We start from the raw sequence: 10,927 nt of genomic DNA, 5'->3' as shown, positions 1-10,927 counted from the left end.
TCGATGGCGGAGTCGCCGCCGCCGACGACGGCGATGTCCTGGTCGCGGAAGAAGAAGCCGTCGCAGGTCGCGCACCACGAGACGCCGTGACCGGACAGCTCCTTCTCGCGGGGCAGGCCGAGCTCACGGTAGGCCGAGCCCATCGCGAGGATCACCGAGCGGGCCCGGTGGGCGGTGCCCTCGCCGTCGGTGACGGTCTTGACGTCGCCGGTCAGGTCCACCGCGGTGACGTCGTCGGTGACGAGCTCGGCGCCGAAGCGCTCGGCCTGGGCGCGCATGCCGTCCATGAGGTCGGGTCCCATGATGCCGTCCTTGAAGCCGGGGAAGTTCTCGACCTCGGTCGTGTTCATCAGCGCGCCCCCGGCGGTCACGGCACCCTCGAAGACGAGGGGCGCGAGGTTCGCGCGGGCCGCGTAGACCGCGGCGGTGTAGCCCGCGGGGCCGGAGCCGATGATGATGACGTTCCGGACGTCGGTCGTGTCAGTCATGCGGGGTCCTTGTCGCGTAGCCGATGCGGTCAGTGGGTCTGTAAGTCAGCGCGTTCTGCGGCGAGGCCGTGTTCAGGCAGAGACTGGGGTGACGTCGAGGGACTCGAGCAGGCCCAGGATGCGCTGCTTGATCTCGTCGCGGATGGGGCGCACGGCCTCGACGCCCTTGCCTGCGGGGTCCGCGAGGTCCCAGTCCTCGTAGCGCTTGCCGGGGAAGATCGGGCACGTGTCGCCGCACCCCATGGTGATGACGACGTCGGACTCCTTGACCGCCTCGGTCGTCAGGACCTTGGGCGTCTCGGCGGTGATGTCGATGCCCTCCTCGGCCATGGCGGCGACGGCGGACGGGTTGACCTGGTCGGCGGGAGCCGATCCCGCCGAGCGCACCTCGACGGCGCCGCCGGAGAGGTGGGCGAGGTAGGCGGCGGCCATCTGGGAGCGGCCGGCGTTGTGGATGCAGACGAAGAGGACGGAGGGCTTGTCGGTCTGGTTGCTCACGTGGGTGGCTCCTTGCTTCTGGTTTGGGGGTCGTGGATTCGGTGGGTTGATGCAGGCGCGAGTGTGGGAGGCGCGGGTTGGGGTGGTGTCGCTGGGTCAGATTCCGAGGTCGCGGAGCAGTCGGGTGACGCGGCCTTGGATGTCGTCGCGGATGTCGCGGACGGTCTCGAGGGGCTGGCCGGCGGGATCGGCGACGTCCCAGTCCTCGTACCGCTTGCCCGGCAGGATGGGGCAGGCGTCGCCGCAGCCCATCGTGATGACGACGTCGGCGGCGCGCACGACGTCGTCGGTGAGCGGCTTGGGGTAGGCCTCGGAAAGGTCGATGCCGCGTTCCTTGAGGACGGCGATTGCGGTGGCGTTGACCTCGTCGACCGGGGCGGAGCCGGCGGAGCGGACGTGGACCCGGCCGCCGGAGAGGTGCTTGGCCAGCGCTGCGGCGATCTGGGACCGGCCGGCGTTGTGGACGCAGACGAAGAGCAGCTCGGGCACCTGCTTCGTGATCCGGCCTTCGGCCTGCGCTGCTGCGGTCAGCTGCTGGGTGGCGTAGCGCGCGGTCAGGATCGGCAGGTAGGTGGGGATCTTCGAGACGGGCTCGAGGGCGGCGCGTGCGTCGGCTACGGCCTGCGCCACCGACTCCTTGGAGAAGACGCCGTCGTACTTGTACGTCAGGTCCTCGATGATCCGGTCGTAGTCGGGCGAGCCAGCGGCGCTGTCAGTGCGCATCGGTCAGGGTTCCTTCCATGGCAGGTCGGGTCAGCTCTGAAAGGGCAGCGGTGCCGACCGGTTCGAGGGCCATCAGCGGCAGCACCGCCACGCGTCGGCAGAGCTCGTTCACGCGAGCGAGCGGGTCGGCTTCGGCGTGGGCTCGGGCCCGCAGGAACGAAGAGGTGGGCGCCGAGGCGGTGAGGCTGGCATTGACGACCCAGGCCCACGGGGTGATGCCGGCGCGGGCGAGGTCGTCCTGGAGCTCCTCGGCCTCGAGCACTGGCGTGGTCTCGGGGAGGGTGACGATGACGACCTTGGTCTGGCTCTGGTCCTGCAGGCGCATCAGCGGGGTGACGAAGCGGGTGCCCTCGCTCATCTGGCGCGTGATCTCGCGGTGGTAGGAGCCGGTCGCGTCGAGCAGGAGCAGGGTGTGGCCGGTCGGGGCCGTGTCGAGCACGACGAACTGCTTGCGGGCCCGGAAGACCACGTGGGAGAACTGCTGGAAGACGGCGACCTCGTCGGTGCACGGTGACTTCAGGTCCTCGGCGAGGACGGCCCGGCCGGCGTCGTCGAGCGCGTTGCCCTTGCCGGCCATGACTCGTTCGCGGTACTCGATGATGGCCTGTTCGGGGTCGATCCGCTCGACGGTGAGGTGCTCGACCTCGGCCTGGAGCGTCTCGCTCAGGTGGGCGGCCGGGTCGGTGGTCGTCAGCAGCACCTCATGTCCGCGGGAGGCGAGCTCGAGGGCGACTGCGGCGGCGACGGTGGTCTTGCCGACCCCGCCCTTGCCCATGCACATGACCAGGCCGTGGCCGTCCGCCTCGAGGTCGTCGACGAGGTCACGAAGGCTGGTCAAACCGTCTGGCAGAGAGGCGATCTCGTCGCCGGCTGGAGTGGCCGGTGTCGCGTCGGGGTCAAGCAGAGCGCGGAGCGAGGGGACGCCGACCGTGTTGAACGCGAGCAACGGAATCGTCGTCCGGGGCAGCGCGGCAAGGTCGGCGGGGATGGCGTCCAGCGCCTCCCTCTCGCGTCGAGTCACCGCGTCTACGAGGATGTCGTCAGTGGTATCGGCGGCCGCGTACCCCGGGATGACGCCGTTGATGACGAGATGGGCGTTCGTCATGCCCAGCTCGCGCAGCTCGTCGAAGGTGCGTGCGGCCTCCCGGATGGAGGAGCGTTGCGGGCGCGTCACGAGGACAAGGCGCGTACGTGTCGGGTCGGTCAGCGCTGCCAGTGCGCCGGCGTAGTCGTGCCGCAGCCGGTCGAGGCCCGCAACGGGTCCCAGGCATGACACGTCGCCCTTGCCGTCGGACAGGTAGGTGGTCCACTCTCCCGGGAGCTGCAGCAGTCGGACGGTGTGCCCCGTGGGGGCGGTGTCGAAGAGGACGTGGTCGTAGGCGGCCGTGGCGGACTCGTCGGCGAGCAGGGAGGTGAACTCGTTGAACGAGGCGATCTCGGTCGTGCACGCTCCCGAGAGCTGCTCGGTCATCGCCGAGACCTCGGCGGCCGGCAGGAGGTCGCGCACCGGGTCGATGATCGCGGCTCGGTAGGCGTCGGCTGCCTGCTGCGGGTCGATCTCCAGAGCGTCCAGACCCGGGATACCCGGTACCGGAGTGACCACGTTGCCCACGGTGGCGTTGAACACCTGTCCGACGTTCGACGCCGGGTCGGTGCTCGTCAGCAGTACCCGCTTGCCCTGCCCTACCAAGTGCACCGCCGTAGCGCAGGCCAGCGAGCTCTTACCGACGCCGCCCTTGCCGGTGAAGAACAGGAACCGGGGCGGAGCGTCGAGGAAGGGCAGGGAGAGCATCAGCAGCAGCCGGTCGAAGGGCTGGGCGAACCCGTGGAAGCCTCCGGCGCGCAACAGCCGGCATCCGAGGCTGTCTGGGCCAGGGGCAACAGGTGACGGTCAGAGGATGCGCCCTGCGCAGACTCGGCGAGGGCTGAGTACCGGACCAGCTGCTCACGGGTCGGGTAGACGCCGGTCAGCACGGTCACGCCGTCCACCGTCGTCAGCGGAAGGCCCTCGGATCCCGAAAGGTGGAGGAAGTTCCGGACGGCGTCGTTCGTGACGAAGGCCTGCGGGTCTTTGGCCAGGTTGTGGCGCAGCACCTGGCCGCCTGCCTCGTTGACGTGTGCCAGGTCGGCGGTGAACACGACGAGGCGTTCGTCGAGCTCGGGTCCACACACGCCGGTGTTGCAGCAGAGCGCGGGCTCGTAGACGTGGATCTCAGGCATTGCGCGACTCCTTCGCTGGCGTCATGTCCGACGGGGAGGTGCGGGGGGCGTTCGGGCCGCCGGGGACGACGTGGAAGCGCTTGCGCAGGGCGAGGCTGACGTAGACGAGGGCGACGAGGGCTGGCACCTCGATGAGCGGGCCGACGACGCCGGCGAGGGCCTGTCCGGAGGCGGCGCCGAAGGTGGCGATGGCGACGGCGATGGCGAGCTCGAAGTTGTTGCCCGCGGCCGTGAAGGCGAGCGTCGTGGTGCGCTCGTAGCCCAGATGGAGACTGGCGCCGAGTCCGAACCCGCCGCCCCACATCACGGCGAAGTAGACGAGGAGTGGCAGCGCGATGCGCACGACATCGAGGGGCCGTGAGGTGATCGCGTCGCCCTGCAGGGCGAAGAGGATGACGATGGTGAACAGCAGCCCGTAGAGCGCCCAGGGGCCGATGCGGGGGATGAACGTCCCCTCGTACCAGGCGCGCCCACGACGCCTCTCGCCGAGCCGGCGCGACAGGAACCCGGCCAGCAGCGGGATGCCGAGGAAGATGAGGACGGAGCGGGCGATGTCCCACGTCGAGGCGTCGATGCCGGTCTGTGAGAGACCGAGCCAGCCGGGCAGCACGGAGAGATAGAACCAGCCGAGCCCGGCGAAGGCGACGACCTGGAAGATCGAGTTGAGCGCGACGAGCACGGCCGCGGCCTCGCGGTCACCGCAGGCGAGGTCGTTCCAGATGATGACCATGGCGATGCACCGGGCGAGTCCGACGATGATCAGGCCCGTGCGGTAGGCCGGCAGGTCGGGCAGGAAGATCCAAGCGAGCGCAAACATCAGCGCCGGCCCTAGCACCCAGTTGAGGAACAAGGAGCTGACCAGCAGTCGCTTGTCGCCCGTGACCGAGTCGAGCCGGTCGTAGCGGACCTTGGCCAGGACGGGATACATCATGACGAGCAGTCCGAGGGCGATCGGGAGGGAGACCCCGTCGACCTCCACCTTCGCGAGGCCGTTGCCGAGGCCGGGGATGACTCGCCCCAACAGCAGGCCGGCCACCATGGCCAGGCCGATCCAGACCGGCAGGAACCGGTCGAGAGTCGAGAGTTTCGCCACCACCGGATCGTGGGCGGGCGGCGTGGCCTCGGTGGAGGTGCTGGGGCTGGGCGCGTTGTTCACCGATGTCCTTCGAAGCTGGGCCTGGTCTGCTGCAGGATCGACACTGGTCGATACTCCAACGTTGGCAGTTGCATCGACATGTGTCAACATTGAGGCTGGTCTATGGAAGTGAACGGGAGGTGACCGAGGTGAGCATCACGACAATGAGCACGACGCCTCAGCGAGTGCCACAGGTTTCGGACTGCGGCTCGCCCCCGGTGGTTGCCCTCGAGCGCGAAGAGGCCGAGCGACGCGCAAGCCTGCTGAAAGCTCTCGCCGACCCGGTCCGCTTGCAGCTGCTCAGCATCATCAGCGCCTCCCCGAACCAGGAAGCTTGCGTCTGCGACATGACTGAGGCCGTCCCGGTGTCACAGCCCACCGTCAGCCACCACCTCAAGACGCTGGTCGACGCCGGCATCGTCACCCGTGAGCGTCGGGGCACCTGGGCCTGGTTCCGCCTCGACACCAAGGCCCTCGAGGGGATCCGGGCCTTCCTCGGCTGAGCGCGATCGAGGCGCGCTCATCGGCCGGATCGCAACGTCCGACCATCGGCACGACCGGTCAGCGGCAGAGCTGCGGCTTGCGCGCGGACTTGCGCTCCTGGCAGGCCGTGAGTGCCTCCGTCAGCGTCTGTGGGACCGGCGCAGATGGTGCGCTCTCCGTCGTCCCCTACAGGCCGGTGTGGGCTTCGAGGCGGCCGGAGTCGACGGCGTCGACGAGCGCTTGGTAGTCGCGTTCGTTCTGGTCGGCGTAGGCCACGGAGAAGTTGGCGATCGCCTCGTCGAAGGTCTCGCTCGCGCCCAGGTAGGACGCGATCGCGATGCGGTCGCCGGAGCGCGCGTGGGCGCGGGCCAAGGTCGCCCCACACAGTCGTCCGTATGCCGTCATGGCGTCTGCGTGGAGTGTCTCGACGTCGGCGGAGCCCTTCCAGTCGCGCAGCTGGCGAAGGTAGAAGTCGCGTACCTGACCGTCGAATCCGGTGACGCGTTGCCAACCGAGGAAGATGTCGCTGGCGGCCTGCATCAGCCGTTGTCCGGCGACGACGCGCTGTCCGTGGTTGGCGTACCTGCTCTTGCCCACGAACCTCTCAAGGACGGACGCCTCGGCCTCCTTGGCCTGCAGGAAGAGGGGGTCCTCGTTGTCCCTGCCGAGCAGGAGCAGGATCCAGGCCCGCGTCCCGACGCTGCCGACGCCGACCACCTTGCGGGCGGCGTGGACGTAGTGGAAGGACTCCAGCAGCTCTCGCCGGTCGGTTTCAAGGGTGCGCCGATACGAGCGGATCAGTGCCTGCAACTCTCCCTCGAGACCGTCTCGAGCTGAGCCCGGCGGTACCAGGTCCTCGATCGGCACGATGAGGGGCGCGTCGGAGACGATGCGGCGATGCCCGTCGACCTCATGCGTGAGCTTGCTGAAGGCCTGCATGCTGTCACGGGTGCGGGCTTTGGCCACGTTCGCCTTCGTCTTCTTCCGCTGCTTCTTCGACACGCTGCCCTTGAGCGTGTCGTACAGCGTCTCGACGTCGATGTGTGCGTACCAGACGTCGAGGTTGCGCTCCGTCGCGAACAGCCGCATGCGTGTCCGGTACTCGGCCACACAGTCTCGAACGATCTGCCAACGCTCCTCCGGGGCGAAGCCGCGTTCTCGACCGGCGATCTCGAAACTCGCCGCGAGCCGCTTGACATCCCATTCCCAAGGTCCCGGAAGTGACTCGTCGAAGTCGTTGATGTCGAACATCAACCGGCGCTCGGGCGAAGCGAAAACGCCGAAGTTCGACAGGTGGGCATCCCCGCAGAGCTGGGTGTTCAGCCCTGACAGGGGAGTGGCGGCAAGGTCGTTGGCCATGATGAGGGCTGCGCCCCGGTAGAAGGTGAACGGCGAGACCAGCATTCGTCCGTAGCGCACGGGCACCAGTTCAGGAACCCTGCTGAGGCCTTGCCCCTCCAGCAGGGCGATCGGATCGGGTCGGTCCAAGGCGGGATGCCAACGACCGTGGCTGTTGCGAGGCGTCTCGTTGCGAGCCGCCCTGCCCTTGGCTACCCGCTCGTCGACGCTGAGGTGCGTCAGCTTGGGTGCTGCTTTGGCGCCGGGAGGGCTTGGCGTTGTTGCGGGTCTGATCGTGGTGGTCACGAGGTGCTCCTCACACACGACGCCTTCAGGAGGAAGCGCGTCTCTTTCGCGTCTTTTGACGACCCCGAGAACGAAGACCGGCGTATTGGCGCAGTGGTGTGGTCGAGGTCGGGCATGGTCCTCCGAGTCGGGAGCACCGTCACCGCACCGCAGTTGGGCACACCCTGCAGCACTCGAAACCCCCACGATGGCATCCAACGGCCTGCGCCGAATCATCCTTATGGGGTGAGGGAGCGGTCGAGCCCTGCCCGGCAGCCGTTTCACGACTTCCTTCGGCGTCGGCGATTCGGCTGACGCCCTCATGGTCGTGACGGCGGCTGCGAACCGGTGGACTGTGGATCGCCCCCGGGGCGCCATTGCACGTCCAGCGGGCCTCTGCGGCCGCGACCCCGCTGCGGCCTCCGCCGCGACCCCGCTGCGGCCTCCGCCGCGACCCCGCAGCACATAGGCGATGCCGACGGCGATGAGGCCGCCTGCCACCGGTCCGATCAGATACGCCCACCACGAGGTCCAGTCGCCCTTGACGAGAGCCGGGCCGAGGGATCGGGCCGGGTTCATCGAGGCACCGCTCACGGGTGAGCCCCACAGCATGGCGCTGGCCGTGGAGATCCCGTTGCCGCGCAGCGTCAGACCGCGCTGCCCTCCTTGCCGAGGAATGCCCCTAGCGGCATAGAAAGGCGTTCTGCGCGGTCGGGTCTGGCGTGGCGAACGTCCTCCTGATGCGCTTGTCGGGCTTGGTGTCCCACACACATGAAGGAGGACGTTCATGAACAACGGTAGTGGCGTTTCGCGCGGCGACCGCAACCGCAACGCTCGGCTTTCTCGGCTGCGTGCGGCGGTCCCGACGACGAACGCGATCGTGGGGATCGAGCTGGCCGACCGCAAGCAGATGCTCCCGGGGCTGTTCGGGCACACCTCGGGCGGAACGCGGAGGCTGTGGCGGCCCGTGAGAAGCGCCGGACCCGGCGCCGGCGTTCTGGTGGTGGCGCCGGGTCGAGCAGGTTCTGTCAGCCGATGGTGGCCTGGTAGGTGAGGATCTCGGTGCCGTTGCCCTCGTCGCCGTTGTCAGGCGCGACGCGCATGGTCAGCTGCTTGCCGTCGGCGGTCATCTTGAACGGGTTGCGGGTGGCCACGTGTCCCGCGGTGGACCACTTCTGGAACGGAATGTCGCGGGTGACCTGCTCGGTGGTGAGGTCGAGCATGGCGATGCCGCCGAGCTCGTAGGTGGCCGCGGTTCCTCCTGCGGCCGGGGTCTGGGGGAGGTTGGTGACGCCCGCGCAGAGCATCTTGGAGTTGGGGACGTACTGGCAGTCCTGGTAGTCGATGAAGAAGTTGGGGTTGTCCCAGGTCTTCAGCTGTTTGCCTTGGAGGTTCCATTCGGCGAACCGCCGCGAGCCCCAGGTGTTGCCGACCAGGTGGCCGGTCTGCTTGTCCATGACGATGCCGCCGAAGTGGTCCTTGACCTCGAACTGCTTGCGGACCGCGAGGCTCTCGGCGTCGACGCGGTAGATGATGGCGCTCGAGTTCGGGCGGTACTGGGCGACCGGCACCCACACGTTCTTGCCGTCGAAGTCGATGCCACCGGGGTGGTACATGTCGCCCTCGCCGAGAGTGATGTCCTTTTGCAGATGGCCCTGCCGGTCCATGACGAAGAGGTGGCCGATGCCTTTGCCCGGGGTGCGGTCGTAGCCGCCCTGTGGAGTGGGGTACTTGACCGTCGGCTCGAGGATCTGGACGGCGGAGAGGAAGACGTGGTCGGGGGTGAAGGCGATGCCCTCGGTGTGGAATGTCGGGAAGTTGAGCTTGAGCTTGCTGGTCAGCTGCCAGTTCGTGTTGCCAGTGACCTTGCCGAAGTCGTCCGCCAATGCGGTGTCTGTGGCGTGGTGCGGCGCGTTGTTCTCGGCTGCGTGAGCGGTCGCGACGGCGGCGCCGCCAACCGCGACGGCCGCAGCCGCTGTCAGTGCGTAGATCTGGGTACGGATGCGGTTCATGGGAGTCTCTCGGGTCGGGGAAGCCCTGTCGGACCGTGACGCTACGCACGCGGGGTGAACAGGACGGGTCGGTGAGCCCACGAGTGCCCGAACAGCGGGCCTGCCCGGTCCGAGGTGGTGACAGGTGGGGCACACAACACGGCCGGGTCCTGGACCCGCAACGGCCACGCTCTCGGTCCAGCGTGTCGCGGGAGGGAACCGACTCCCTCCGGAGTCCACCCGGCAACGCGGGTGGTGACCCCTGTCTTCGCGAAAGGAGCCAGATGTGGCGGGCAAGTTCGAGGTGTACAGGGACTCGTCCTCCAAGTACCGGTGGCAGCTTGAGGCCGGCAACGGCGAGGTGGTCGCCACCGGTGAGGCCTACGAGTCGAAGGACGGCGCGGTCAGGGGCACGGAGGCCGTGCAGCGCGCCGCCGCCGGCGCCACCGTCACCGACCTGACCTGACCGAGGCCGCCGGCAGAGCGCCTATACGCGCCCGGGCTCTGCCGCCGTGGGAAGCCGCGCGGTTGGGCCTGCTTGTCGTAGTCATCCAGGACGAGCGGTTCCACTACGACTACGTGCTCGAGTCCGGCTGGGGTCTGCTCTACCTCGTCCTGGTCACCGTGCCGCTGGTCCGGCTTGCCGTCCGCCCGGGCTCCCCGGTCGCGCTGGCGCAGCTTGGCCTCGTCACGCTGGTTGTGCTGATCGGCGCGGTGTGGGGCGGCTCCTGGGCGCAGGGCTGGAATGGCCTGGCTCTGGCCGTGACGGCAGGGCTGCTGACCTGGCTTGGGCCGCGTCAGCGGCTGCGGTGGGGCCGCGTCGACCTCCCGTTGTCCTTCTTGGCGCTGCTCGGTCTACCGGCCGTGGTCGCCTACGGGGCACCGCTGGTTGGCAACACGAGCGACGACGAAGTCACCAACGGCGTCTCGCACTACCCGATGCAGGCTTCGCTGGCCTTGGCGCTGGTGGCTCTGGCGGCTCTCGCCGCCGTGACGTCCAGTCGTCTCCCTGCCTGGACGGCAGCGTTCTGCGGGTGCTGGCTGGGGCTGGAGTCGATCGTGTACCCCCGACGTCGCGGCGAGCCTCGGTACCGTCGGGGGAGCCTTCACCGTCGGCTGGAGCGTGCTGCTGCTCGCCGTGGAAATGAGCCGCCGGCCCCGCCGAAGCGTCGCGCGCGCGGCTCGCGCGTCCACGTGAAATCCGTCGTCCTGCGATCTAGCTCCTGCCCCCGACATCTCTTTGGATGAGAGGCACCTGGCGCCCGGTGCTGGCGTCCACCACGGCCCGGTCGCCTATCGGCCGGCTGAGACGCACGACGACCAGATCACTGCACGACGGCGCGGCATCGCCCACGGGAGGGATGGCACTCAGTGCGATCCGCACTTGCTCGGCCGATTCCAAAATGCGTGAGCCGTAGGGCTGTCGGCGGCATGCGTCGGCGGACAACGTGATCGATGTCGACTCGGCCCCCGTCACGATTCCTTCATGGAATGTCACGGGCGTGTTAGGTGCCGGCGCCGCGCAGGCCGTAACGGCATACACAAGGAACAGCAGGGCGGTCCCGAACCGGAGCCGGCACAGCGAGTCTGACGTCACGGTGGTTCGACACTTGAAAGCACCGAAAGGTTGCGCAAACGCGCGGCCTGAGCTGGGTGAAGCCGTGCGACCCGGTGATGTGCGTGAAACAGGTCCCAACCGACGAAGGCCACGTCCTCGTCGACGCAAGGCGGTGCGCCACCGTTCTCGAACTTTGTCGCGACGGGAT

At 68.5% G+C, this 10,927-nt stretch carries 11 protein-coding genes; 3 read left to right on the top strand and 8 right to left on the bottom strand.

The window, feature by feature from the left end; all coding sequences use genetic code 11:
- The 6 genes from AC1DIW_RS21380 to arsB form a co-directional block, all read right to left on the bottom strand.
- The coding region (locus tag AC1DIW_RS21380; protein WP_478110803.1) for an NAD(P)/FAD-dependent oxidoreductase at positions 1 to 488 on the bottom strand (488 nt) is incomplete at its 3' end.
- A gap of 72 nt (positions 489 to 560) precedes the next feature.
- Positions 561 to 986, bottom strand: coding sequence for an arsenate reductase ArsC (locus tag AC1DIW_RS21375; protein ID WP_478110801.1), 426 nt, complete (start codon positions 984 to 986; stop codon positions 561 to 563).
- 96 nt (positions 987 to 1,082) lie between these two features.
- The gene (locus AC1DIW_RS21370; RefSeq protein ID WP_478110800.1) at positions 1,083 to 1,709 is read right to left on the bottom strand and encodes an arsenate reductase ArsC; all 627 of its coding nucleotides are present in this window, start codon (positions 1,707 to 1,709) and stop codon (positions 1,083 to 1,085) included.
- Complete coding sequence (gene arsA / locus AC1DIW_RS21365) at positions 1,699 to 3,555, bottom strand: arsenical pump-driving ATPase (protein ID WP_478110798.1); 1,857 nt, start codon at positions 3,553 to 3,555, stop codon at positions 1,699 to 1,701. Before arsA ends, AC1DIW_RS21370 begins: the two co-directional genes overlap by 11 nt.
- On the bottom strand, positions 3,501 to 3,929 hold the full coding sequence (gene arsD / locus AC1DIW_RS21360) for an arsenite efflux transporter metallochaperone ArsD (RefSeq protein WP_478110797.1): 429 nt from the start codon (positions 3,927 to 3,929) through the stop codon (positions 3,501 to 3,503). The genes arsA and arsD overlap by 55 nt, the downstream gene beginning before the upstream one ends.
- The gene (gene arsB, locus AC1DIW_RS21355; protein ID WP_478110807.1) at positions 3,922 to 5,025 is read right to left on the bottom strand and encodes an ACR3 family arsenite efflux transporter; all 1,104 of its coding nucleotides are present in this window, start codon (positions 5,023 to 5,025) and stop codon (positions 3,922 to 3,924) included. Before arsB ends, arsD begins: the two co-directional genes overlap by 8 nt.
- Positions 5,026 to 5,087: 62 nt before the next feature.
- Here arsB and AC1DIW_RS21350 point away from each other — a divergent pair, with 62 nt between their 5' ends.
- Entirely contained in the window at positions 5,088 to 5,567 is a 480-nt protein-coding gene (locus tag AC1DIW_RS21350; RefSeq protein ID WP_442281236.1) for an ArsR/SmtB family transcription factor, read from the top strand.
- Between the two features lie 166 nt (positions 5,568 to 5,733).
- On the opposite strand, the gene AC1DIW_RS21345 is transcribed toward AC1DIW_RS21350, so the two are convergent.
- Positions 5,734 to 7,959, bottom strand: coding sequence for a DUF2252 domain-containing protein (locus tag AC1DIW_RS21345; RefSeq protein ID WP_478110795.1), 2,226 nt, complete (start codon positions 7,957 to 7,959; stop codon positions 5,734 to 5,736).
- 239 nt (positions 7,960 to 8,198) lie between these two features.
- The gene (locus AC1DIW_RS21340) at positions 8,199 to 9,182 is read right to left on the bottom strand and encodes a DUF6454 family protein (protein ID WP_478110794.1); all 984 of its coding nucleotides are present in this window, start codon (positions 9,180 to 9,182) and stop codon (positions 8,199 to 8,201) included.
- 265 nt (positions 9,183 to 9,447) lie between these two features.
- On the opposite strand from AC1DIW_RS21340, the gene AC1DIW_RS21335 reads away from it, so the two are divergent.
- Positions 9,448 to 9,627: a YegP family protein gene (locus AC1DIW_RS21335; RefSeq protein WP_442281232.1), complete on the top strand. Its 180-nt coding sequence runs from the start codon at positions 9,448 to 9,450 to the stop codon at positions 9,625 to 9,627.
- Positions 9,628 to 9,689: 62 nt separating this feature from the next.
- Positions 9,690 to 10,409 (top strand): hypothetical protein, encoded by a 720-nt coding sequence (locus tag AC1DIW_RS21330; protein WP_478110793.1) that lies wholly within the window; start codon positions 9,690 to 9,692, stop codon positions 10,407 to 10,409.
- Positions 10,410 to 10,927: the final 518 nt, after the last annotated feature.

The organism is Terrabacter sp. 01T434, from assembly GCF_056398545.1.
The sequence above is the reverse complement of the archived record's forward strand: the minus strand, read 5'-3'. Positions and strand labels throughout refer to the sequence as shown.

Excerpts from the sequence above, each read along its gene's own strand:
- AC1DIW_RS21350 (WP_442281236.1), top strand. The coding sequence starts at position 5,088 with ATGTCCTTCGAAGCTGGGCCTGGTCTGCTGCAGGATCGACACTGGTCG.
- AC1DIW_RS21345 (WP_478110795.1), bottom strand. The coding sequence starts at position 7,959 with ATGAACGTCCTCCTTCATGTGTGTGGGACACCAAGCCCGACAAGCGCA.
- AC1DIW_RS21340 (WP_478110794.1), bottom strand. The coding sequence starts at position 9,182 with ATGAACCGCATCCGTACCCAGATCTACGCACTGACAGCGGCTGCGGCC.
- AC1DIW_RS21370 (WP_478110800.1), bottom strand. The coding sequence starts at position 1,709 with ATGCGCACTGACAGCGCCGCTGGCTCGCCCGACTACGACCGGATCATC.
- arsD (WP_478110797.1), bottom strand. The coding sequence starts at position 3,929 with ATGCCTGAGATCCACGTCTACGAGCCCGCGCTCTGCTGCAACACCGGC.